The organism is Actinoplanes lobatus (genome assembly GCF_014205215.1).
GTDB lineage: Bacteria > Actinomycetota > Actinomycetes > Mycobacteriales > Micromonosporaceae > Actinoplanes > Actinoplanes lobatus.
The window spans coordinates 8,739,784-8,760,677 of sequence record NZ_JACHNC010000001.1 but is presented as its reverse complement, the minus strand read 5'-3'; the positions used below and the strand labels follow the sequence as shown (position 1 = coordinate 8,760,677).

The 20,894-nt window shown below is 70.2% G+C and carries 24 protein-coding genes; 13 read left to right on the top strand and 11 right to left on the bottom strand.

Annotated elements, in window-relative coordinates; all coding sequences use genetic code 11:
• Nucleotides 1–17: 17 nt before the first annotated feature.
• Nucleotides 18–509: a transcriptional regulator gene (locus BJ964_RS39980; protein ID WP_188125525.1), complete on the bottom strand. Its 492-nt coding sequence runs from the start codon at nucleotides 507–509 to the stop codon at nucleotides 18–20.
• A gap of 233 nt (nucleotides 510–742) precedes the next feature.
• Between BJ964_RS39980 and BJ964_RS39975 the strand changes: the two genes are divergently transcribed.
• The 4 genes from BJ964_RS39975 (at nucleotide 743) to BJ964_RS39960 (ending at nucleotide 2,932) form a co-directional block, all read left to right on the top strand.
• On the top strand, nucleotides 743–1,387 hold the full coding sequence (locus BJ964_RS39975) for a DNA alkylation repair protein (RefSeq protein WP_203832640.1): 645 nt from the start codon (nucleotides 743–745) through the stop codon (nucleotides 1,385–1,387).
• Between the two features lie 103 nt (nucleotides 1,388–1,490).
• The gene (locus BJ964_RS39970; RefSeq protein WP_188125523.1) at nucleotides 1,491–1,949 is read left to right on the top strand and encodes a hypothetical protein; all 459 of its coding nucleotides are present in this window, start codon (nucleotides 1,491–1,493) and stop codon (nucleotides 1,947–1,949) included.
• Nucleotides 1,950–2,186: 237 nt separating this feature from the next.
• Nucleotides 2,187–2,522: a hypothetical protein gene (locus BJ964_RS39965; RefSeq protein ID WP_188125522.1), complete on the top strand. Its 336-nt coding sequence runs from the start codon at nucleotides 2,187–2,189 to the stop codon at nucleotides 2,520–2,522.
• Nucleotides 2,519–2,932 (top strand): hypothetical protein, encoded by a 414-nt coding sequence (locus tag BJ964_RS39960; protein WP_188125521.1) that lies wholly within the window; start codon nucleotides 2,519–2,521, stop codon nucleotides 2,930–2,932. The genes BJ964_RS39965 and BJ964_RS39960 overlap by 4 nt, the downstream gene beginning before the upstream one ends.
• A gap of 3 nt (nucleotides 2,933–2,935) precedes the next feature.
• On the opposite strand, the gene BJ964_RS39955 is transcribed toward BJ964_RS39960, so the two are convergent.
• Complete coding sequence (locus BJ964_RS39955; RefSeq protein WP_188125520.1) at nucleotides 2,936–6,622, bottom strand: tetratricopeptide repeat protein; 3,687 nt, start codon at nucleotides 6,620–6,622, stop codon at nucleotides 2,936–2,938.
• Nucleotides 6,623–6,701: 79 nt separating this feature from the next.
• On the opposite strand from BJ964_RS39955, the gene BJ964_RS39950 reads away from it, so the two are divergent.
• Nucleotides 6,702–7,298 (top strand): putative glycolipid-binding domain-containing protein, encoded by a 597-nt coding sequence (locus BJ964_RS39950; protein WP_188125519.1) that lies wholly within the window; start codon nucleotides 6,702–6,704, stop codon nucleotides 7,296–7,298.
• 122 nt (nucleotides 7,299–7,420) lie between these two features.
• Here the strand turns inward: BJ964_RS39950 and BJ964_RS39945 are convergent, their stop codons facing one another.
• The 4 genes from BJ964_RS39945 to BJ964_RS39930 form a co-directional block, all read right to left on the bottom strand.
• Nucleotides 7,421–7,834, bottom strand: a complete 414-nt coding sequence (locus tag BJ964_RS39945; protein WP_188125518.1) for a cupin domain-containing protein — start codon at nucleotides 7,832–7,834, stop codon at nucleotides 7,421–7,423.
• A 3-nt stretch (nucleotides 7,835–7,837) separates the two neighbouring features.
• Nucleotides 7,838–9,097 carry a vanadium-dependent haloperoxidase gene (locus BJ964_RS39940; protein WP_188125517.1) on the bottom strand — a complete coding sequence of 420 codons (1,260 nt, stop codon included), beginning with the start codon at nucleotides 9,095–9,097 and terminating at the stop codon, nucleotides 7,838–7,840.
• A gap of 240 nt (nucleotides 9,098–9,337) precedes the next feature.
• Nucleotides 9,338–10,756 carry an FAD-binding oxidoreductase gene (locus tag BJ964_RS39935; protein WP_188125516.1) on the bottom strand — a complete coding sequence of 473 codons (1,419 nt, stop codon included), beginning with the start codon at nucleotides 10,754–10,756 and terminating at the stop codon, nucleotides 9,338–9,340.
• Nucleotides 10,757–10,765: 9 nt separating this feature from the next.
• Nucleotides 10,766–10,921 carry a hypothetical protein gene (locus BJ964_RS39930; protein WP_188125515.1) on the bottom strand — a complete coding sequence of 52 codons (156 nt, stop codon included), beginning with the start codon at nucleotides 10,919–10,921 and terminating at the stop codon, nucleotides 10,766–10,768.
• A gap of 43 nt (nucleotides 10,922–10,964) precedes the next feature.
• On the opposite strand from BJ964_RS39930, the gene BJ964_RS39925 reads away from it, so the two are divergent.
• Together BJ964_RS39925 and BJ964_RS39920 are read left to right on the top strand one after the other, a co-directional pair.
• A complete protein-coding gene (locus BJ964_RS39925) occupies nucleotides 10,965–12,155 on the top strand; it encodes a glycosyltransferase (RefSeq protein WP_188125514.1) in 1,191 nt (396 codons plus the stop codon).
• Between the two features lie 4 nt (nucleotides 12,156–12,159).
• A complete protein-coding gene (locus BJ964_RS39920; protein ID WP_188125513.1) occupies nucleotides 12,160–12,732 on the top strand; it encodes a TetR/AcrR family transcriptional regulator in 573 nt (190 codons plus the stop codon).
• Here the strand turns inward: BJ964_RS39920 and BJ964_RS39915 are convergent, their stop codons facing one another.
• From BJ964_RS39915 to BJ964_RS39900, 4 genes are all read right to left on the bottom strand, one after another.
• Complete coding sequence (locus tag BJ964_RS39915) at nucleotides 12,733–13,641, bottom strand: S66 peptidase family protein (protein WP_188125512.1); 909 nt, start codon at nucleotides 13,639–13,641, stop codon at nucleotides 12,733–12,735. It abuts the gene before it with no gap.
• A gap of 109 nt (nucleotides 13,642–13,750) precedes the next feature.
• Entirely contained in the window at nucleotides 13,751–14,209 is a 459-nt protein-coding gene (locus tag BJ964_RS39910; RefSeq protein ID WP_229806947.1) for an SUKH-3 domain-containing protein, read from the bottom strand.
• A gap of 25 nt (nucleotides 14,210–14,234) precedes the next feature.
• Nucleotides 14,235–14,534 (bottom strand): hypothetical protein, encoded by a 300-nt coding sequence (locus tag BJ964_RS39905; protein WP_188125511.1) that lies wholly within the window; start codon nucleotides 14,532–14,534, stop codon nucleotides 14,235–14,237.
• 79 nt (nucleotides 14,535–14,613) lie between these two features.
• Nucleotides 14,614–15,063, bottom strand: a complete 450-nt coding sequence (locus BJ964_RS39900) for a GNAT family N-acetyltransferase (RefSeq protein WP_188125510.1) — start codon at nucleotides 15,061–15,063, stop codon at nucleotides 14,614–14,616.
• Nucleotides 15,064–15,274: 211 nt separating this feature from the next.
• On the opposite strand from BJ964_RS39900, the gene BJ964_RS39895 reads away from it, so the two are divergent.
• Together BJ964_RS39895 and BJ964_RS39890 are read left to right on the top strand one after the other, a co-directional pair.
• Nucleotides 15,275–15,745, top strand: a complete 471-nt coding sequence (locus BJ964_RS39895; RefSeq protein ID WP_223149692.1) for a hypothetical protein — start codon at nucleotides 15,275–15,277, stop codon at nucleotides 15,743–15,745.
• Nucleotides 15,742–16,059, top strand: a complete 318-nt coding sequence (locus BJ964_RS39890; RefSeq protein WP_229806948.1) for a winged helix-turn-helix domain-containing protein — start codon at nucleotides 15,742–15,744, stop codon at nucleotides 16,057–16,059. Before BJ964_RS39895 ends, BJ964_RS39890 begins: the two co-directional genes overlap by 4 nt.
• A gap of 137 nt (nucleotides 16,060–16,196) precedes the next feature.
• Here BJ964_RS39890 and BJ964_RS39885 read toward each other — a convergent pair whose 3' ends face one another.
• Nucleotides 16,197–17,213: a hypothetical protein gene (locus BJ964_RS39885; RefSeq protein ID WP_203832642.1), complete on the bottom strand. Its 1,017-nt coding sequence runs from the start codon at nucleotides 17,211–17,213 to the stop codon at nucleotides 16,197–16,199.
• A gap of 88 nt (nucleotides 17,214–17,301) precedes the next feature.
• On the opposite strand from BJ964_RS39885, the gene BJ964_RS39880 reads away from it, so the two are divergent.
• Genes BJ964_RS39880 through BJ964_RS39865 form a run of 4 tightly spaced genes read left to right on the top strand, consistent with a single transcriptional unit; the run spans nucleotide 17,302 to nucleotide 20,853 of the window.
• Nucleotides 17,302–17,676 carry a helix-turn-helix transcriptional regulator gene (locus tag BJ964_RS39880; protein WP_229806958.1) on the top strand — a complete coding sequence of 125 codons (375 nt, stop codon included), beginning with the start codon at nucleotides 17,302–17,304 and terminating at the stop codon, nucleotides 17,674–17,676.
• A gap of 12 nt (nucleotides 17,677–17,688) precedes the next feature.
• Nucleotides 17,689–18,099, top strand: coding sequence for a VOC family protein (locus BJ964_RS39875; RefSeq protein ID WP_188125507.1), 411 nt, complete (start codon nucleotides 17,689–17,691; stop codon nucleotides 18,097–18,099).
• Between the two features lie 48 nt (nucleotides 18,100–18,147).
• A complete protein-coding gene (locus BJ964_RS39870; protein WP_188125506.1) occupies nucleotides 18,148–18,495 on the top strand; it encodes a VOC family protein in 348 nt (115 codons plus the stop codon).
• Between the two features lie 18 nt (nucleotides 18,496–18,513).
• Nucleotides 18,514–20,853, top strand: a complete 2,340-nt coding sequence (locus BJ964_RS39865) for an ATP-binding cassette domain-containing protein (RefSeq protein WP_188125505.1) — start codon at nucleotides 18,514–18,516, stop codon at nucleotides 20,851–20,853.
• The last annotated feature ends 41 nt before the right edge of the window (nucleotides 20,854–20,894 follow it).

Below are 20,894 nucleotides of genomic sequence, written 5' to 3'. Positions count from 1 at the left end.
GCTTCCCGGGGGCGGGATCAGATGGGTGGGCCTGCGATGACCAGGGCTGACACCGCCAGCCAGCCGATGTGCCAGGCCTGGTCGAGTTCGAACAGGCCGGTGCCCGGGCCGCTGTTGGTGTGGCCGGCTGGTCGGACCACCCCGACTTGGTCGATGTAGCCGCCGCGCCCGAGCAGGCGGCCGAGCCGGATCAGTGGGGTTCGGAGGTCGGCGATGAAATGGGTGACCGCGTTGAGCGTCACGCCGGCCGCGAGCCATCCCGGCTCCAGGGGAAGCTTCAGCCACCAGGCCGCTACCAGCAGGAACACGGTGGTGGTCAGGGTCCATGACGCGACATGGGCGGCGCAGTGCCGCACCGCCGTCGACCGGACACAGCCGGCCGCGTCCAGCCCCTTGCCGTAGGCCTGGCCGCTGGTCTGGGCCCAGTGATCCCCGATGTAATGCCCGGCCAGCATCACCCCGAAGGCCACTGCGGCGATAACCGCCCTGACCAGATCCTCATGCTGCATACCGCGGCCCGCCTTCGCCGAGAGTGCCGTCTCGTCTCCACTCCAGCACCCTCCGGCACCGAAGACCCCGAAACGTGTCCGCGCACACGCGTAGCGTCCATCACCCTGTCACAGCTGATCTTGCCAGGCCGGGCGTGTCCGTCGAATGTGGGCGGCGGCAGAGGAGTTGATCGTAAGGTGGGGGTGCGCGGGACGGGAGGCACAGGGTGAGCGGGACGACGGTGACCGAGGTGATGGCCGAGCTGGCCGCGATCGAGGACCCGAAGGCGCGGGCCGTCAACGAGCGGCACGGTGACGACCACGGGGTCAACCTCGGCAAGCTGCGGGCGATCGCCAAGCGGCTCAAGACCCAGCAGGACCTCGCGCTCGGGCTCTGGGCCACCGGGGACAGCGCGGCACGGCTGCTGGCGCTGCTGATCTGTCGTCCCCGGGAGTTCGCGGCGGGGCAGCTGGACGTGATGGCGCGCGAGTCCCGTACCCCGAAGGTCCATGACTGGCTTGTCAACTATGTCGTCAAGAAGAGCCCGCACGCGGAGGAGCTGCGTGTCGCCTGGCTCCGGGATGCGGATCCGGTGGTCGCGAGCGGCGGGTGGGCGCTGACCACCGAGCGGGTGGCCCGGAAGCCGGACGGGCTGGACCTCGCCGGGCTGCTCGACACGATCGAGGCGGAGATGAAGGACGCCCCGGATCGCCTCCAGTGGGCCATGAACCACTGCCTCGCCCAGATCGGCATCTCCCATCCCGGGCATCGGGCCCGCGCCATCGAGATCGGTGAGCGGCTCGAAGTGCTCAAGGACTATCCGACCCCGCCGAACTGCACGTCTCCGTACGCGCCCGTATGGATCAGCGAGATGGTGCGCCGCCAGGCCGTTGGCTGAGATTTCGATTACAGAGCGCAACGGTACGGAGAGTGAGGGATTCCCGTCACATCCCGGGCCTGCGTCGAGCGTGCGCGCGACCCTGCCGGGTAGCCTTCCGTCCATGCGAGGAACCACCACCGCAGCCGTCTTTGCCTCTACCCTGCTGGCGATTTCCGGCTGCGCCACCCCCGGAGAACCTGTCGGATCGGCCGCGGCCGCGGAGCCGACGGTGTCCATCAGCGGCCTGGACAACGCCACCGCATCCGCCTGCACCGTGGCCAATCAGGCAACTCTCGGTCAGGACGGCTACGATTTCGACATCGCCACCGCCACCCAGATCCTGACGCTCAGTAAGCAGTCGAAGAGCACGCTGATCACCGCGGCCGCGAACGTCGTCGAGCAGCCCCTTCGGCAGGCCGAGGCCTCCGCCGGCGAGTTCGAGCAGGCCACCCACCTCGCCGAACTGCGGACCGCCATGCTGAAGTTCCAGACCGTGTGCCAGAACGTCGACGCCCTCACCGTCAGCATCCAGGAAAGCCAGCGCTCCCTCGACGCGGACGCCGGAGAGACCACCCGCTGACCTCGGACCCGGCGGGACCGCTACCGCTCCCGGAGACCCCGGACCAGGGGTTCCGCCAGGAGCCATCGGCCGACAGGGCCACGCTCCACGAAGCACCCCGGACCGCACAGGTCCGGGGTGCTTCGTATCCGGACTCGTTTGTTCGGCTCCGATGATCGGCTGACCGGCCCATGTGACGACGGGCGCTTGTGGGGATACGGTCACCGTCCACATGTCAACGGCCCTTGGGGGAGAGCCATGCACGTGGAGGGAACGGTTCAGGACGCGTTGCTCCAGGTGGAGGGTGCCGCCCGCCTTTACGGTGCCGGAGAGGAGAGCATCGCCGGATTCCGGGAGATCCTGGCCCGGCAGCATCCGAACGACCGGGGGACGTACGCGTCCGCCGCGCTGGGCCGTGTCATCACCGACATCGCGTACAACCATCGCACCGAATGCGACGGTGGGGGCTGCCGTACGTGTGAAGGCCTCCAGGAAGCCATGACCGCCGTGGTCGCCAGCGTGCGCTCCATGATCGCCGACGAGATGACCTGGAAGCGCCGGCGGGGGAGCCGTCGCTGGTTCTGGTCCCGATGAGCCTGCAGGACGACTTCCTCTGGTACACGCGCCGCGCCGCCGACTACTACCAGGTGCCGGACTCGGCCATCGCGGCCTATCGGGAGGCGCTGGAGGTGACGGGCGGGCCGGTCCAGCCGGGGGAGATCCGCGCGTTGCACGCGTCGATTGTGAACATCGCTGCGGCGCATCAGCATTGTGAGGTCGCGTCGTGTCCTACGTGCGAGCAGATCCGGCATGGGCTGGCCGTCGCGATGGCCGTTCTTCGAGCCGAAGTGGACGCTCAACTTCGCCGGATGACCGGTGAGGAGGGTCCGGCTGTGGGCCGGGCGGGTGTCCGGCCCGGTCGTGATCGTATTCCGCGCGTCTATCACGCCGGCGAGCTGAACCCGCCCCCGGAGTTCCACGGCGACAACGAACCCACCCGCTGACTCCTACTCAGGCCCTTCTGCCTGTTCGAGCGTGCTTTGAATCCTTTCGATGAGTCCGGCCGCCCCGATCTTCTCGGCTGCCGAAAGGCTCACTCGGAGGACCGATTTTGCTTCCTCCAACTCGCCCACGGCCAAGAGAAGCTCCCCCCAGGTTGATCCAGCAATCGCAAGTCCGTCCGCCCGTTGGAGCTTGAGGGCCCCACGGTAAGCCGCGGCCACCAGTGGGATCGCGGTCTCGAAATCCTCCTGTTGCAGGTAGATCATGGCAAGCGACCACTTTGCGGACGCGATTCCGTCAAGGTCTCCCAACCGTTCGTTGGTCGCCAGCCGATCGGCCTGCAGCCGGGCCGCCTCCTCGTAGTTGCCTCGCTGCAAGTGGATTTCGGCGATGTTCCCCCATGCCACGGCGATGGAACGGAGGTCGCCGATTCGTTCATAGGCGGGGAGTTCGATCTCCTGCCGGATGCGGAGCGCTTCGTCGTAGTCGCCACGTTCGTGGATGATGTCTGCGATGTAACCCCAGGCCACGGCCGTTTCGCGGGCATCGCCGAGCCGCTCGAAGACGGGGAGTTGAATTTCCCGCCGGATGCGGAGCGCCTCGTCGTACTCGCCACGGTTGTAATGAATCTCCGCGATCTTTCCCCATGCGACGGCGACGTTCCAGGTGTCGCCGAGTCGTTCGTAGACGGGGAGTTGAATTTCCTGCCGGGTGCGGAGCGCCTCGTGGAAATCACCACGTGCTTGGTAGATGTCGGCGATCCTGCCCAAGGTTCCGGTGATACGGCGGCTGTCGCCGAGTCGTTCGTAGACGGGAAGCTCGATCTCTCGCATGATGCGGAGTGCTTCGTCGTATTCGCCGTGCTGGTAGTGGATCACGGCAAGCATTCCTTGACAGGTTGCCGCCTCCGCCTCGGACCCAGCGGTGACAAACCACTGGTGAGCCTGGTGGAGTAGTTGTTCCGCCCGCTCCAACTGGCCGCCCCGGAGAAGAAAGGAAGCCTGGTCCGCAGCCACGCGGGCGCGATCCAGCAGGGGGATCCCGCCGGCATCGTCGGATTGGATGATCTGCGCTGCCCGACCGAGGAGCCGCTCCACGGATTTACCATGACCGCAGACGCGAGCCGCATTGGCGACTGCTCGTAGCAGGTCGATGGGTACGGCAGTTCCGTGGTGGTCGAGGAGCGCGATCGCGGCATCGCCGAATTCGCACGCGACGGCGGCCAATCCGCTGTTCAGCACTCGGACCGCATCCGCCGCACAACAGGCCACGACCTCGGTATCGCCCGCGATCAGGGCGAGCCGAACCAATTGCAGATCCAGGTGCTGCGGGCGGTCGTGGTGTCGTCCTCTCGCGCCCCAGGCGACGAACAGGGGCCGGGTGACCGTGGCAGCCAGGGATCGGATTTCGTCAGCGGCGAGTGGGGTCAGCCGACCGGCGGCCAGGGCATTCGCGATCAGAGCTGTCGTTTCGGGGCGGTAGGCGTCGGGGAAGGTGTCCACGAGGCCGAGGGCGAGGAGTCTGGCTGTCGAGCCGCTGGTGCGGTCGGCTAGCAGGGCGGCCACCGAGACCGGGATGGGGATGTCGAAGAGGGTCAGGTCTCGGAGGAGGGCCTCATGCTCCGGGCCCGCCTCGGTCAGCAGGGTGTCCAGGGCCAGGCCCTCAAGGAAAGCGCGGACTTCTGCCTCTGCGGGGAGTTCGCCCTGGTGGAGGTAGGACTCCATCTCGGTTACGGCGGCCTCGGCACGGGGCAGGTCGACGTGGTCGTTGAAGACCAGGCGCTGGCCGATCAGGTCCTGTAGGCCGGGGTTGCCTCGGCTCACGGCAACCGCTCGGGCCGCGAGGGCGGCGCGTTCGGCCCGGCGTTCGGGGGTGACCTTCTCCTGCTGGCGGTTCAAGAGCTTCTGCTGGGCGATGGTGGACAGCGGGCGGAGCGGGATCTGTTCCAGGCGGTCCTGGAGGTTGTCGAGGGTGAACTGGAAACGGCTGGTCAGCAGCAACCGGCTGTCGGTGATCGCCGGGTCGAAGGCCCGCAGGACCGCCGCCAGCACCGGGGCGGAGGCGGCGACGACCTTCGGCAGGCCCTGCGGCTCGATCTCCAGGATCTGTTCCAGGTCGTCGATGATCAGCAGGAGCGGGAGCTGGTTGATGTCCAACTGGGCGCACGGGCCGGCCAGGAGGTCGGTGAGCAGCGGCTCAAGGGCTTCGGGGCGCTCGCGGACCTCATTGCGGCGGTGCTCGATCAGGTCGCGGGCCCCGGGGTTCGTCTTCACCGCTTCGGCTATGGCGTCGAGGATCGCGGTGGGACTGTAGTCGCCGAAGACCACAGCCGGTGTCAGATCGGGGCGGCGGTCGGCGATCCGCGCGGCCAGGCTGGACTTGCCGAGGCGGCCCTGACCATGAAGGAGGACGCCGGCGCGACCGTCGGAGCGCAGGGCCCGGAGTGCCCGCTGGAGTTCGGGGCGGCGGCCCACGAACATGTTGGGGGCGGCCACCGGGACCCTGCTCTTGCGGTCCAGGAAGATTTTCGTGGCGTGGACCGCGGTCACCCGGGAGCGGGCCCGGTTCCCGGAGACCAGGGGGCCGCCGCCGTCCGGGCCCAGCCACAGGCGGGCCAGGTGCCAGTCGGCGCGGATGGGTGGTTCGGCCGAGTTGAGCAGGGCGCGGCGGGCGTTTCCGACGGCTACCGCGACGTCGGCCTGGGTGCTCAGCTGGCTGTAGAGCTCACGGGCGAAGGCGGTGGCGGCGCGGTCGCCGACCGAGCCGTCCCAGCCCAGGACGGCGGGGATGCCCGCGGAGATCAGTGAGGTGGCCATCGAGTGGGCGACCATCGCCTGCTGCTCGGCGGGGGACATGGTGGTGGTCCGGCGGCCGGCGCCGGGTGGCAGGTGGCTCTCCTCGTTGGCGGGGGTCGCGGTCAGGCACGCCGAGATGAACAGGAACCGGGGCGGCTTCGTCATCGCGTTGACGAGGTGGGCGGCGGTGGTGGGCAGGTCGTCGCCGACCTCGTCCTCCATCATCAGGGCCGGGGCCGGTGGGGTGTCCGGGTCGGGACGCCAGCGGTTGATGCCGTGGCAGGAGAGGTGGACGGCGGGGAGCCCGCCCAGGTCGGCGAGGCGGCGGCCGAGCTGGGCGGGGTTGCCGGTGTCCTCGACGATCAGGTCGACCCGGGTGGCGTCGACCGCCTCCAGGATGGCAGCCTCCTCGGCCTCGAAGTCCAGTTCGTGCTGGCGGCTGGGGGAGGAGGCCATGAAGGCCAGGCCCAGGCGGAAGCCGTCCGGGGCCGGTGGGGTGACCGCGTCGCCGAGGCGGCGGACCACGCAGAATCGGGACAGGGCGTTCTCGGCCAGGAAACCGCCGTCCGGTGGGGCCAGCAACTCGAAGGGGGCGCGCAGCAGCGGCCACGCGCGGTCGGACGGGTTCTTCGGGCCGCGGATCTCGAAGACGAACGGGGACGGCGCCGAGGCGACCAGGGTGGCCAGCTGGCGGGCGTCGCCGTCCAGCCATGACCACAGGTCGCGGCCCAGGGTGAGGAAGACGTCGTCGGTGGCGTTCGACTGGACGGCGCGTAGGTAGCGGTCGCCGAAGGCGACGAGCAGCGCCTCGTCGTCGGCGGACAGCGGACGGCGCGGGCCGATCCGCTCGGTGCCCAGCAGCACCTCGAAAACGGTGTCGTCCAGCGCGAGACCCATCACACCTGTTACTGGCGGACCGCACCCCGCCGGGTTTCGGCGGTGTCAGGATGGGAATGAGCCCGGCAAAGGAGGCGTCATGCCCGAAACCCTGACGGGGCGGACCACCAGCCCGGTGACGGCGGCGACGTTACCTGCCGGACCGCTGGCCTGGCAGCGCACCAGCGTCATCGGCACCGAGCTGGTCTTCGCCCGGGAGCTCTGCGCGCAGGGCACCGCGGTCGTCACCGGCGCCATGCCGTTCTCGGTGGGCTGGCATGCCGAGCTGGACGAGGAGACCAGGGTCCGTGAGCTGAGCGTCTCCTGCCGGGGCGACGGGTGGAGCCGCGGCCTCCAGATGCACCACACCGGCGGCGAATGGGTGATCCGGGGCGACGAGTCCGATCCGGCCCCACCGGAGATCGACCCGGAGGCGGTGCCGCGGCTCACCGACTCGCCGATCTTCGTGTCCTGGGCGATCCGGCGGCTCGGGCTGACCGCCGAGCCGGGGCCGGTGAGCGTGCCGTCGATACGGGTCCTGGTGCCGTCGCTGGAGCTGGTCGCGGGCACGGCGACCTACCACATGGTCAGCCCGAACCGGTTGCGGATCACCGGGGAGGGGCCGGCCGCGACGTACGAGATCGACAGCACCGGCCTGGTCTCCTATCAGCCGGGAAATCTGCGTCTCGCGCGCTGATCAGAGCACCCGGAAGCGCGCTGATCAGAGCATGCGGAAGCGCGCTGATCAGAGCATGCGGAAGCGCGCTGATCAGAGCATGCGGAAGCGCGCTGATCAGAGCATGCGGAAGCGCGCGCTGATCAGAGCATGCGGAAGTCGGCGAAGTCGAAACCGGGCGCCACCACGCAGCTGACCAGGACGGGCTCGTCGCCGGCGGGTTCCGCCGCCTGCCACACCCCGGCCGGGATCAGCACCTGCGGCCGGGTGCCGTCGAGGATCTCCGTACCGGTTTCGGACGGGCGGTCCCCGCTGCCGCCGAAACGCAGCAGCAGCGGGCCGCCGGAATGGTGCAACCACAACTCGTCGGAGCGCACCACGTGCCAGGCCGATTCCTCGCCGGGGTGCAGCAGGAAGTAGATGGCGGTGGCGGCGTGACGCGGGCCGTCGTACCCCTCGGGCCGGAATGTCACCGGGGACCGCCAGGTCTCCCGGTACCACCCACCCTCCGGATGCGGCGTCAGGCCCAGCTCTTCGACGAATTCCGATCTGTCCATGGGTCAGGAGCGTAGTTTCCGGAAGTAGTGGCCGGTGATGTAGGCACTGACAGCCTCGCCCAGTTTCTGGCCCTGGAGGTCGGCGTTGCGGAAGTGGATGCCGCCCCAGACCCGGGCGTTGTTCACCTCCTCGACCCCCTGGGAGAAGCTGCGGAAGTAGCGGGTCGTGCCGGAGGCCTCGCTGTAGGCGCTGTAGGCGATCCGGTCCTTGCCGAAGTAGGTGCGGTAGGTCGCCATCCGGGCCGCCGTCGCGCAGGCGTGGCCGGATGGGTGGTCCGGGAACGGCGGAGTGATCAGCAGAGGCGTCCACGCGGGGTCACCGGTGGTCCGCGGGTTGCCGTCGGTGTCGGCGGCCCGGATCGCGGTGACCGGCCGCCAGAAACTCCACGCCCGCTTGTCGTCGAAGCAGGAGATCTGGGTGTCGGCCACGGTGATGTCGGCCATCGCGAACAGCCGGGCCGTCTGGAGCACGCTCAGTCGCTGCGTCTCGGCGAGCTGCCGCTTGATCTGCCACTCGGTGACGTTGCGGTCGTGCCACCAGATGGCCGCCTCGGTCTGGTCGGCGGTACGGGTCGTGCTGTCCACCGCCCCGACCGACTTGATCTCGTTGAAGTCCCCTGCGTAGGCGGCGCTGACCACCGGGTACGGGCCGTCGCTGCGGTACCGCGCCGGGTCGGTGATCAGGAACGGTCGAGTGTCGGCGACCGAGGCCCCGTCCGCGGCGTACGCCGGTGGGGTCGGCCGCCACTCGCCCGGTTCGGTGCCGATCACCCACTCGGCGTCCCCGGATGATCCGTCGTTCGCCCGGGACGCGATCATGGTGGCGGCCGTCCGGTCCCCGAGGGCGATGCCCGTGGTCTCCGCCTGTCCGTCCGGTATCGCGGCGAGCGCCTGGTCGTACTGGTCGCGGAGCCGGTCGGCCTGGGCCGGCAGCACCGACGCCAGCACCCGGTAGGCCGCGGTGGCCACGGCCGCGTCGATCGACTCCCGTCCGGTGGCCGGTGGCGCCGTCAGCAGCGGCTGGTACCGCTTGCCGGTGATCGCGTTCACCGCGTCGTAGACCGCGCCGCTCACCATGGCGAACGAGCGCCCCTGCTCCCACGGCAGTTGCCCGCCGACATCCCAGATGGCGGTCTGTGCGTTCCGGTCCCAGATGATCACGGGATTGGCCGCCGGTTCACCGGCTCTCGCGGCCGGCGTCACGCCGGCTCCTGTCAGGCCGATGACCAGCGCGGCCACGGCTCCACCCACTCGACGTCGCATGGGTTCTCCTCCCCGAGAACAGCCATATTGATCGTTACGAATGTGCCTCGCGCACTATAACTGCGCCGCGAGAGACCGGTGCCCGGCCGCGGGGACGGGCTTCGGGGATGGAGACGACGTCCGGCAGGTCCGCGCCGATGACGCGGACCCGTACGCCCCATTGGGCAGATTTCGCGGAACGGAGCCGGGCCAGCCGATCCAGGCTCGGCGGGACCGGCACGATCGGAGTCCTGGCCGCGGTCACAGACGGTAGGCGGTTCGGAAGAGGCGGCCCGGATCCACCGAGGCGTGGATGCGGCGGAGCCGGCCGAGATTCGGGCCGTGATAGTCGGCCGGATCGATCGGCCCCGGCTCCAGATAGTTGACGTACCGCCCGGCCGACCAGCGGGCCAGCGCCCGGTGCCCGGCGCCGATCCACGTGTAGCCGTCGGCCACCGACGCGGTGTCCACCTTCCCCGGCACGACCAGCCACTGGAGCATCGTCAGCGCGCCGTGCCACGGGAACGCGGTCGTCCCCGGCGCGATCCGGGCCGGCGCGCCGGTCATCCGCTTCAGCTTCGCCAGCCCCGGCCGTTTCGACGCGGCCCGCCGCCGCACCGCCGCCACCAGCGCGGCGATCCCCTCCGCCGGCAGCGCGGCCCGGAAGATCTCGCTGCCGATCAGGTGGGTGTTGCGGGCCGGGCCGCCCGCGCGGTCCTTCATCAGCCTGACGTGCGGCTCGCGCCCCACCGCCACCGACGCGGGCTCCCTGCCGATCGCCCTGGTCAGCGCGGCCACCTCGCCGTGGGCGTCACCGTCCAGGACAAAACCGTTCACTCGTACGGACAGAGCACCGCCCGCCTCCGCCGTGAACTGGCACGACGACCAGACGTTGTCCGGCGCCCCGGCGATGCGGGCCTGCCAGCCGGTGGCCGCCCGGGCCGCGTCCGCCCACCGGTACGTCAGCGTGAACGTGCCGATCGTCGTCGCCGGATGGGTCCGCATCCGCCAGCCCGTCACCACCCCGAACCGGCCGCCCCCGCCGCCGCGCAGCGCCCAGAACAGGTCCGGTTCGCGGGCCGCGTCCACCGTCCGGAGCCTGCCGTCGGCCGTCACGACGTCCGCGGCGGTCACGTTGTCGCAGGCCAGTCCGTACGCGGAGGCGGCCGGCCCGATCCCGCCGCCGCTGGTCAGGCCGCTGATCCCGACACTGCCGCAGGTGCCCGCCGGGATCGAGACACCGTGCCACCCGAGAGCCGTGTAGGCCTTGATCACGGTGGCGCCGCCGCCGATCGTGGCGATCCGGGACGCGGCGTCGTACCTCACCCGGTCGATCGGCCGGACGTCCAGGACCAGGCCGTCACTGATCGTGGACGCCCCGATGTAGGAGTGCCCGCCACCGCGGGCCACCACCGGCAGCCTCATCCGGGCGGCGAACCGGATCGCCTCGCAGACGTCGGCCGCGGTGGCGCAGCGGACCACCGCGGCCGGGCGGATGCCGTCGAACCTGGGGGAGTAGAGCTGCCGGCCGCTGTCGTAGGCGGCCGTGCCCGGACGGTCCAGTCCGCCGTCCAGTCCGGCGGCCAGTGCCTTCCAGTCGGCGTCCATGGGCGGGCCGGACGTAGATGGGGCGATACCGATCAGACCGGCACTGAGTAGGGCACGGCGGGACAATCGCATACAAATAGCTTAGTCCGCTGCGGCTACCCAATAGAGCTGCTTGTGCCCGCGCGACTCCATCTCGGCGGCCAGCTCCTCAGCCTCCGCCCGGTCGGTGAACCGCGCCACCACGAACCGGTTCCCGTTGTCGTCCTGCCGCCAGACCACCCATCGAATGTCACCCATCGGACCATCCTGCCGCTACTACGATCCTAGTAGTCTCGGGGGCATGGCACACATCGTGATCGTCGGAATCGGGACCAGGGGAGACGTCGTCCCGCTCGCCGCACTCGGCGCGGCCCTGGCCGCCGGCGGCGACCGGGTGACCGTCGTGACCCACGCGTCGCTGCGGGCACATGTCGACGAGGCCGGACTGGGGTTCGCCGCCCTGCCGGTGGAGTTCGGCGCCGGGCGGCCACTGAGCTCGGCCCGTTTCGCCCGCCAACTGGCCGCCCGCTGGCCGGATGTCGGCGAGGCCGTGCTCACCGCCTCGCGGGACGCCGACCTGCTGCTGCTCTCGCCGATGGGCTGGCTCGGCTACCACGTGGCACAGGCGACCGGGGCGCGGAGCATGGGCGTCTTCCTCCAGCCGCTGGAGGCGACCGTCGCGTTCCCGCCCCCGCTTCTCACCACCCGGTCGCTCGGCGGGTGGGGCAACCGGGCAGCGGCCCACGCCTTCCGGGTGCTGGGCCAGGCGCCGTTCGCGCGGGCGAACGCCGCCTTCCGCCGCCGCCTCGGGCTGCCACCGCTGGGTTCGGCGGCGATGTTCCGGCAGGCCGACGAGGAACATTGGCCCGTGCTCTACGGCTTCAGCCCCTCGGTGGTCCCGGCGCCACCGGACTGGCCGCCGTACCGGCCGATCACCGGCTACTGGTGGCCGCGCGTCACCGGCGGACTGTCCCCGGGGCTGCGGCGATTCCTCGACGACGGCGACCCGCCGGTGTTCATCGGGTTCGGCAGCCTGGACGCTCCCCGGCTGCGCGCCGTCGTCGAGGAGACGGCGGCCCGGCTCGGCCGGCGGGTGGTCGTGCAGACCGGAGCCGCCGGGCTGACGGCCGGTCACCGGAACGTGCTGGTGGTCGGGGACGAGCCGCACGAGCTGCTGTTTCCCCGTACCGCAATGGTCGTCCACCACGGCGGCGCCGGAACCACCGCGGCGGCCTTGCGTGCCGGCGTGCCGTCGGTGATCGTGCCGTTCACCGCCGACCAGCCGTTCTGGGCGCACCGGGCCGCCGCGCTCGGCGCGGCCCCCGCGCCGATCCCGTTGCGCCGGGCGACTCCGCGCAAGCTCCGCGATGCCATCGCCGTGGCCGATTCATATCGTACGGGCGCCGCGGCGCTCTCCCGGAGCCTCGCCGCCGAGGACGGGATCGCCGCGGCCGTCGCCGAGATCCGCCGTGAAATGCTGCCGGTACAGTGACGTGGTGCCGTCCACCACCGCCGTCCGTGCCACCGACGCGGCGCTGGAGGTGCTCGGCACCGGCGGCCTCCACGCGCTGAGCCACGCCCGGGTCGACGCCACCGCGGGCCTGCCGCCCGGATCCAGCTCCAACTACTTCCGCACCCGGGCCGCGCTGGTCGCCGGGGCGGTCGACCGTCTGCGCGAACTGGACGCCGCGGACTGGCAGGCGTTCCTGGCGGCCGGGCCGCCGGCCACACCGGCCGGGCTCATCGCCGCGTTCACCGCTTTCGTCGAGGACGCCACCGGCCGCGCCCGGGTGCGGACCACCGCCCGGTATGTGATCTTCGTACAGGGGGTGGTCGAGCCCGCCCTGCTGGACCGCCTGAACGCCGACCGCCGCCTGATCACGAACTGGACCGCGGGCATCCTGACCGACCTGGGCGTGCACGATCCGCAAGCCACCGCGAACACCCTGCTGGCCGCGGTCGAAGGCCTGATCATGCACCGTCTGACCGGCTTCGACACCGGCACGGCGGGCCCGCGGATCGACCGTCTGATCACCGACCTCTGCCGGAGGGCCACCGACGGGCTGTGATCAGCGGCCGGCCGGCTCCACGACGAGGGTGCCGGCGCCGGCGTCGAGCACCGCCGGCACGCCCAGACCGACCGCCGTCTGCTGATCGCCGTGCCCGATCGGCAACCCACCGAGCACCGGGATCCCCAGATCGAGCAGATGCCCGGCGAGGACCTGCTCCACCGTGAACTCGGGATACTTCTTCGGCTCGCAGTCGGTGAACTGGCCGACCGCCACCCCCGCCAGGCGATCGAACCAGCCGGCCCGTTTCAGCTGGGTGATCGACCGGTCCACTCGGTACGGCTCCTCGCTCACCTCCTCGATCAGCAGGATCGCGCCGGACAGGTCCGGCCGGTGCCGGGTCCCGGCCGTCGAGGCGAGCAGGGTGAGATTGCCGCCGAGCAGCACCCCCTCCGCCCGCCCGGCCCGCACCACCTGATCACTTCCGGCCAGCACGACGACCGGTTCGGTGGTCATCACGGCCTGCCGGGCCGCCGCCGTGGTAGGGCACGCCGGGACCTCCCGCAGCGTCCCACCGGTCGGCCCGTGCACGCTGGCCAGCCCCGCCTCACACCACAGCGCCACGTGCAGGGCGGTGATGTCGGAGAACCCGATCACCATCTTCGGATCGGCGCGCACGGCCCCGAAATCGATCCGGTCGACGATCCGCTGAGTGCCATAGCCGCCTCGCAGACACAGCACACCGCGCACCTCCGGGTCGCGCAGGGCGTCGTTGAGGTCACTGAGGCGCTCGTCGTCCGTACCGGAAAGATAGGTGTGCCGCCCGAGCGCATGCCGCCCCACCCGCGTCCGCAGCCCCCAGCCCGCGAGAATCCGCTCCGCGCTCGCCGCCTGCTCCGGTGGCACCGCCCCGGCCGGCGCGACAAGCGCCACCAGATCCCCGTCCCGCAGCCGCCCCGCCTTGATCATCCCCGTACTCCGTTCCCACGTCGCGGTCCGGCCCGCGGTCCGCCTCGGTCATTCTCCGGTGCGGGGTCGCCGGCTGTCCGGGGCGGTGCGCGCTCGCGTACCGAAAGGGTCAATCGACGCCGTGAGGCATGTGGCCGAGGATGAGATGGTCGAGGGCCAGGGGCAGGCGGCCGAAGGTCGACGGGCCGGAGAACGCGTAGACCTCGCCCGTCTCGTCGATGCCGAGGCTCGTCCAGGCGCAGGTGCCGCCGGCGAGTTCGCCGAGCGGGGCGATGTCGCGGCCGAGGTCGGCGCTCCACTCGATGAACGTGTCGGCCTCGCCCAGGCAATCGGTCGGCAAGAGCGTGAAATGTTCCCGGGCACGCGTCACCCCTGGGCCACCGTCAAGGAAGCGCAGGCCGCCGAATTCGGTGAGGAAACGGCGGGCCACGGCGTGCAGGGGTGGGAAGCCGTCGGCGGTGAGCCCGGCCTCCCAGGCGGTGGTGTCCACCGCGCGGCCCGGGAACCATCCCGCGCCGGTCAGTGCCTCCCGGGTCTCGGGGTTCAGGCCACGCGATGGCTCGGTCACATAGCGTTCCAAGATCAAATAGCGGCTACGGGCGGCGGTCCGCGGCCGCGTACGACACGGCGGCGGTCACGGCCGCGACCGCCAGCACTGACGGCCACGGTCCGATTCGCCTGGCCAGCGGATGTGAGACGACGAAGGCCCCCAGATAGGTGGCGACCAGGGCGCCCGTGGTGACCGGGCCGGTCCGGCGGGACCACTCGCGGCCGGCGACCAGGCCACCGGCCGCCAGGATCGCACCGCCGAGCGGGCGGACACCGGTCCGGCGGGCGACCTGCCAGCCGGCGATCAGGGAACCGGCGGTGACCGCCGCGGTGGGGACGCGCATGGGGAGACCGTACACCGCGGGTGGGATCGTCATGTGTGACCGAAATGCTGCTGGTCGGCTAGCTAGACCGGCTCGAGGGTCAGCCGAGGGCCAGGACCAGGAACTCGTCCGCGCCTTCGCGGATCACCTCGAGCTCTTCGAAACCGCACCGCTTGAGGAGGCGGATGGAGGCCGCGTTGCGGACGTCGGCCTCCCCGTAGAGCGGGCGGGTCGTCTCCTGTTCGAGGAAGAGGGTGAGCGCCCGCGTGCCGATGCCGCGCCCCCACAGTTCGCGATCCAGCCAGAACCCGACCATCCGCCGGCCGTCCTGCCACCAGGCCACGATGCTGCCGGCGAGCCCGCCGTCGGCGGTGATGGCGCGGGCCCGCACGGACGGGTCGCCGAGGACGCGCCGGTTCCAGTGCTCGACGAAGGCGGCGTGCGACCGCCGGGGGAAGTTGGCCCGCCGCAGCGCTTCGGGGTCACTCTCCTGCCGGTAGAGGACCTCGATGTCCTCCACCTCGACCGTCCGCAGGCCGACCTCGATCAACTGTCCACAGTCCTCACTCCGCCATGTTCTCACGGTGCCGTCGCGGAGACGTTCGCCCGGACGCGGGACCCGGCCGACGGGATGTGCCGGATGTTCCGCCGCGATCTTCTGCCGGGAGATCGCTTACGAACCCGGCACGGAAAGTACTTGCCTACTAGGAAAGTGAAGCGCTTCTTTCCTAGTAGGCAAGTATGTGCCGGAGGAGGAAGTCATGGATATTCCACCGATCGACGCCGAGCTCGCCCTGGCTGAGGTGCGGGCCCGCCGGGAGCAGGTCATCGACACCAATCTCGTGCCGGGCTGGTTCTGGCGGGCCGTCGCGATGCTGATGGTGCTGTTCGTGGCGGCCGTGGAAACCGGGATCACCTGGGTGATCGCGGTCGGTGCGGTCGCCTACGGCCTAGGATTGGGCGCTGTGATCGTCGCCGTCGTGCGCAAGGCCCGCGTTCAGGTGCGGCCGGACCTGATCGGCGTACGCGGTGGGCTGGCCATCGCCGCCTTCACGATCGTCCTGGTCGCGGCCGGGATCGGCCTCGGGTTCGCGCTGGAGGCGCTCGGTGTGCCGTTCCCGGCGACGCTCGCGATCCTGCCGGTGGCCGTCGGGTTCGCCTTCGGTGGGCCGAAGCTGATGGGTCACCTGCGGAAGTTGATGATGTCCCGGCCGCTGGCGGGCGCCCGGTGAGCATCGAGCCGCGGTTCGACGAGCTGATCCACGCGCCGACCCGGCTGTCGCTGGTCAGCCTGCTCGCCGCGACCGAGTGGGCCGAGTTCAGGTTCCTCCGTGACAGTCTGGGGCTGTCCGACTCGGCCCTGTCCAAGCAGCTCACCACCCTCGAGGAGGCGGGCTACGTGGAGATCCGCAAGGCGTTCGTGGGCAAGCGGCCGCGGACGTCGGCGCGGCTCACCCCGCAGGGGCACGGCGCGTTCGCCGGGCACGTCGCGGCCCTCCAGGACATCGTCGCCCGTGCCGGCCTGGCGGTGCTCCCCGACCTCTGATCGGGGAGCGTGACCGCCGGCTAGCAGGCCGGGCACGGGCGTCGGCCCGGCGGCCGCGCGGCGGCCTGGAGTGGCAGGTGGCCGCGCGGCTCGGCGGGACGGGGTGGGTTCGGCGGGGGCGGCGTAGGCCGTACGAATCAGTCGATCGTCGGGGGTTGATTTTGAGCGGCGCGGAGGGCGGCGGCGGCGACCGAGTAGGGGTTGTGGGTGTAGGTGCGCGAAAGCGTGCCGGTCGCGCTGAAGTAGGAGGCGGCGAGCTTGGCCGGGTCGGTGGCGATCTCGCCCCGGGCGACCGCGTCGTTGCCGTCGTCCCAGCCCCAGGGTGCGTTGGCGGAGTTGGTGCCGCAGGCGTAGGTGCCGGTGCCGCAGCCGCCGGAGGTGTCACCGGCGAAGGTGCCGAGGGAGGCGAACAGGCTGGTGGTGTTGCGCTGGGCCCACAGTCCGCCGTCGGCGAAGATGTCGATCAGCCGGTAGCGGACGTCCCGGTCGTTGGTGCTGCTCGGCGACTCGGATACGGACAGTGACGGGTAGTAGACGATGCCGTCGCCGTTGATGTTGTACTGCGGGTAGGCCTTGAGGCCGTGCCCACCGCGTTCCTGGGCGGTGACCGGATGCTGGAACGAGTCGTGCGGTGAGGACTGCAGCTGGAGTGTCCCGTCGATCGTCTCGGAGCCGTTGGCCCAGTCGCTGCCGGTCGGCTTGTAGGAGTAGAAATCGGTGTGCGCGACCGTCACGGCGGCTTTGAGGCTGCCGTAGTCGGAGTCGTCCTTGGCGACGATCTCCAGCACGCCTTCGCCGTCGTTCTCGTGTTCGGTTTCGAAGAACGGGTGGTCGATCCAGTCGCGCGGGTGGAAGAAGAGGTACGTGAGGTAGTAGTGGGTGCTGGTCTCCAGGACCGAGTAGTAGACCGCGGCGTCAGTGTTCGTCCCGGTGTTGTCCCAGTTGTCCCGGCCGTTAAGGTTTCCGTCGAAGTCGTATCGGGTGATGTAATCGCTCTTGCCGCTGACCGCGTGGCTGCCGGTGGCGTCGACGTCCTGGTAATGGATGGGCGCCCAGCGCAGGGCGATCTCCGCCTGGCTCGGGGCGGCGTGGGCCGGGGTGGCGAGACCGGCCGCGATCAGCGCGCCGGTCACGACGGGGACGAGTCGTCTCACGAGTTCTCCTTATATCGGTGATCATCAATATAAGGCCCAGGGTTAGGCTTGGATGGTGACGGATCAACGGCTGCGTGAACTCGCGTCGATGCGCCGTGTCCGGGACCGGATCGACCGCTACTACGCGGAGCCGCTCGACGTCGAGCAACTGGCCCGGTCCGTGCACATGTCGGCCGGGCACATGAGCCGGCGGTTCCGGTCGGCGTTCGGCGAGTCGCCCTACAGCTACCTGATGACCCGGCGCATCGAGCGGGCGATGACCCTGCTGCGGCGCGGCGACCTGAGCGTCACCGAGGTGTGCTTCGCGGTCGGCTGCTCGTCGCTCGGCACGTTCAGCACCCGGTTCTCCGAGCTGGTCGGGGTGTCGCCGAGCGTCTACCGCAAGCAGGCGGCCGATCAGCTCGCCGGATTGCCGGGGTGTGTCACCCGACAGGTGACCCGGCCGATCCGGGCTGTTTCATAGCATCATCGGAGCATGAGCCTCGTCATTCAGTCGGCCTTCCTGCCGGCGGACGATCCGGAGCGATCACTCGCCTTCTACCGCGACGGCCTCGGCTTCGAGGTGCGTCTCGACGTGGGGTACGGCGACATGCGCTGGATCACCGTCGGCCCGCCCGGCCAGCCGCAGACCTCGATCGTCCTGCACCCGCCCGGCGTCGACCCGGGCCTGAACGACCAGGAACGGCAGACCATCGCCGAGATGATGGCGAAGGGCTGCTACGCCGGCATCATCCTGGGCGCCACCGACCTCCAGGAGACGTACGAGAAGCTGGCGGCCAGCGGCGCCGAGGTGGTGCAGGAGCCGTTCGACCAGCCGTTCGGGGTGCGCGACTGCGCCTTCCGGGACCCGGCCGGCAACCTGATCAGGATCAACCAGCTCACCTGATCAGGAATCGAGAAGCACGCCGACCGGGGACGACCTAGCGTGACTGGCATGACCACAACAGGCATCAAGACCGTGCTGCACCCCGTCACCGACCTGGAGAAGGCCAAGCCCGTCTACACCGCCCTGCTCGGCGCCGAGCCGACGGCCGACAGTCCCTACTACGTCGGCTACGACGTGGCCGGCCAGCACATCGGCCTGGTCCCGGGCGGCGGACCGCAGGGGCTGAAGGCGCCGCTGGCCTACTGGCACGTGGCCGACATCGATGCGAAGCTGGCCGAGCTGAGCGCGGCCGGCGCGACGGTGACCGAGCCCGCGCACGAGGTCGGACCGGGCCGCCGGGTCGCCAGCGTGACCGATTCCGACGGTAACGTTCTCGGAATCCTGCAGGACAGCTGAGACTCACAGGGGGAGAGAATGAGCGTCCACCGCTCGATCCGCGTGCACGGCGCCCGGGTCAACAACCTGAAGGACGTCCGTGTCGAGATCCCGAAACACCAGCTCACGGTGTTCACCGGGGTCTCCGGGTCGGGTAAGAGCTCGCTGGTGTTCGGCACCATCGCCGCCGAGTCGCAGCGTCTGATCAACGAGACGTACAGCGCCTTCGTGCAGGGGTTCATGCCGACGCTGGCCCGCCCGGACGTGGACGTGCTGGAGGGCCTGACCACGGCGATCATCGTGGACCAGGAGCGGATGGGCTCCGACCCGCGCTCGACGGTGGGCACCGCGACCGACGCCAACGCGATGTTGCGGATCCTGTTCAGCAGGCTGGGGGATCCGCACATCGGGTCGCCGCAGGCCTACTCCTTCAACGTCGCCTCGATCTCCGGCGCCGGCGCGGTGACCGTCGAGAAGGCCGGCACCACGATCAAGGAGCGGCGCAGCTTCAGCATCACCGGCGGCATGTGCCCGCGCTGCGAGGGCCGTGGCAACGTCAACGACTTCGACCTCACCGAGCTGTACGACGCGACGAAGTCGATCAACGAGGGCGCGATCTCGATCCCCGGCTACAGCATGGACGGCTGGTACGGGCGGATCTTCCGGGGCTGCGGCTTCTTCGACCCGGACAAGCCGATCGGCAAGTACAACAAGCGTGAGCTGAACGACCTGCTCCACAAGGAACCCACCAAGATCAAGGTGGATGGCATCAACCTGACCTATACCGGTCTCATCCCCGCGATCCAGAAGTCGTTCCTGACCAAGGACGTCGACGCGATGCAGCCGCACATCCGCGCCTTCGTGGAACGGGTGATCACCTTCACGGTCTGCCCCGAGTGCGACGGCACCCGGCTCAGCGAGCTGACCCGGTCGTCCAAGATCAAGGGTGTCAGCATCGCCGACGCGTGCGCCATGCAGATCAGCGACCTGGCCGAGTGGATCCGCGGTCTGGACGAGCCGTCGGTCGCCCCGCTGCTGGAGAAGCTGCGGCACACGCTGGAATCGTTCGTCGAGATCGGCCTGGGCTACCTGTCGCTGGACCGGCCGGCCGGCACCCTGTCCGGCGGTGAGGCCCAGCGCACCAAGATGATCCGGCACCTCGGCTCGGCGCTCACCGACGTCACCTACGTCTTCGACGAGCCCACCATCGGCCTGCACCCGCACGACATCCAGCGGATGAACGAGCTGCTGCTGCGCCTGCGCGACAAGGGCAACACGGTCCTCGTCGTCGAGCACAAGCCGGAGGCCATCGCGATCGCCGACCGGGTCGTCGATCTCGGGCCGGGCGCCGGCACCGCGGGCGGCGAGATCTGCTTCGAGGGTACGGTCGAGGGCCTGCGCGCCAGCGGCACCATCACCGGCCGTCACCTGGACGACCGCTCCTCTTTCAAACCGTCGGTGCGGCCGGGCAAGGGCAACCTGGAGATCCGTGGCGCGGCCACCCACAACCTCCAGGACGTGGACGTCGACATCCCGCTCGGTGTGCTGGTCGTGGTGACCGGGGTGGCCGGGTCCGGCAAGAGCTCGCTGATCCACGGCTCGGTGGCCAAGCGGGACGGGGTGGTGGCGATCGACCAGACGGCGATCCGCGGGTCCCGCCGATCGAATCCGGCCACGTACACCGGCCTGCTCGACCCGATCCGCAAGGCGTTCGCCAAGGTCAACGGAGTGAAGCCGGCCCTGTTCAGCGCCAACTCCGAGGGCGCCTGCCCGACCTGCAAGGGCGCCGGGGTCATCTACATGGACCTGGGCATCATGGCCGGGGTGTCGACGCCGTGCGAGGAGTGCGAGGGCAAGCGGTTCGAGGCCTCGGTGCTGGAGTACAAGCTGGGCGGCAAGGACATCTCCGAGGTCCTGGCGATGCCGGTGACCGAGGCGGAGGCGTTCTTCGCCGCGGGTGACGGGAGGATTCCGGCCGCGCACGCGATCCTGCAGCGGCTCGCCGACGTCGGGCTCGGCTACCTCACTCTCGGCCAGCCGCTGACCACGCTGTCCGGCGGCGAGCGGCAGCGGATCAAACTGGCCACCCGGATGGGCGACAAGGGCGGCGTCTACATCCTCGACGAGCCGACCACCGGCCTGCACCTGGCCGACGTCGAGCAGCTGCTGGGCCTGCTGGACCGGCTGGTCGACGCGGGTAAGTCGGTGATCGTCATCGAGCACCACCAGGCCGTCATGGCGCACGCCGACTGGATCATCGACCTCGGCCCGGGCGCCGGTCACGACGGTGGCCGGGTCGTCTTCGAGGGCACCCCGGAGGCGCTGGTCAAGGACGGTTCGACGCTGACCGGGCAGCATCTCGCGGAGTACGTCTCCTGATATCGATCGGGTTAATTGGCACGCAGGGGATTGAAGGGTCC

Coding starts and splice junctions, on each gene's coding strand:
- BJ964_RS39865 (WP_188125505.1), top strand. CDS start 18,514: ATGAGCGTCCACCGCTCGATCCGCGTGCACGGCGCCCGGGTCAACAAC.
- BJ964_RS39915 (WP_188125512.1), bottom strand. CDS start 13,641: ATGATCAAGGCGGGGCGGCTGCGGGACGGGGATCTGGTGGCGCTTGTC.
- BJ964_RS39955 (WP_188125520.1), bottom strand. CDS start 6,622: ATGGGTCTCGCGCTGGACGACACCGTTTTCGAGGTGCTGCTGGGCACC.
- BJ964_RS39870 (WP_188125506.1), top strand. CDS start 18,148: ATGACCACAACAGGCATCAAGACCGTGCTGCACCCCGTCACCGACCTG.
- BJ964_RS39965 (WP_188125522.1), top strand. CDS start 2,187: ATGCACGTGGAGGGAACGGTTCAGGACGCGTTGCTCCAGGTGGAGGGT.
- BJ964_RS39940 (WP_188125517.1), bottom strand. CDS start 9,097: ATGCGACGTCGAGTGGGTGGAGCCGTGGCCGCGCTGGTCATCGGCCTG.
- BJ964_RS39960 (WP_188125521.1), top strand. CDS start 2,519: ATGAGCCTGCAGGACGACTTCCTCTGGTACACGCGCCGCGCCGCCGAC.
- BJ964_RS39950 (WP_188125519.1), top strand. CDS start 6,702: ATGCCCGAAACCCTGACGGGGCGGACCACCAGCCCGGTGACGGCGGCG.
- BJ964_RS39935 (WP_188125516.1), bottom strand. CDS start 10,756: ATGCGATTGTCCCGCCGTGCCCTACTCAGTGCCGGTCTGATCGGTATC.
- BJ964_RS39875 (WP_188125507.1), top strand. CDS start 17,689: ATGAGCCTCGTCATTCAGTCGGCCTTCCTGCCGGCGGACGATCCGGAG.
- BJ964_RS39980 (WP_188125525.1), bottom strand. CDS start 509: ATGCAGCATGAGGATCTGGTCAGGGCGGTTATCGCCGCAGTGGCCTTC.
- BJ964_RS39905 (WP_188125511.1), bottom strand. CDS start 14,534: ATGCGCGTCCCCACCGCGGCGGTCACCGCCGGTTCCCTGATCGCCGGC.
- BJ964_RS39970 (WP_188125523.1), top strand. CDS start 1,491: ATGCGAGGAACCACCACCGCAGCCGTCTTTGCCTCTACCCTGCTGGCG.
- BJ964_RS39895 (WP_223149692.1), top strand. CDS start 15,275: ATGGATATTCCACCGATCGACGCCGAGCTCGCCCTGGCTGAGGTGCGG.
- BJ964_RS39930 (WP_188125515.1), bottom strand. CDS start 10,921: ATGGGTGACATTCGATGGGTGGTCTGGCGGCAGGACGACAACGGGAAC.
- BJ964_RS39945 (WP_188125518.1), bottom strand. CDS start 7,834: ATGGACAGATCGGAATTCGTCGAAGAGCTGGGCCTGACGCCGCATCCG.
- BJ964_RS39880 (WP_229806958.1), top strand. CDS start 17,302: ATGCGCCGTGTCCGGGACCGGATCGACCGCTACTACGCGGAGCCGCTC.
- BJ964_RS39975 (WP_203832640.1), top strand. CDS start 743: ATGGCCGAGCTGGCCGCGATCGAGGACCCGAAGGCGCGGGCCGTCAAC.
- BJ964_RS39925 (WP_188125514.1), top strand. CDS start 10,965: ATGGCACACATCGTGATCGTCGGAATCGGGACCAGGGGAGACGTCGTC.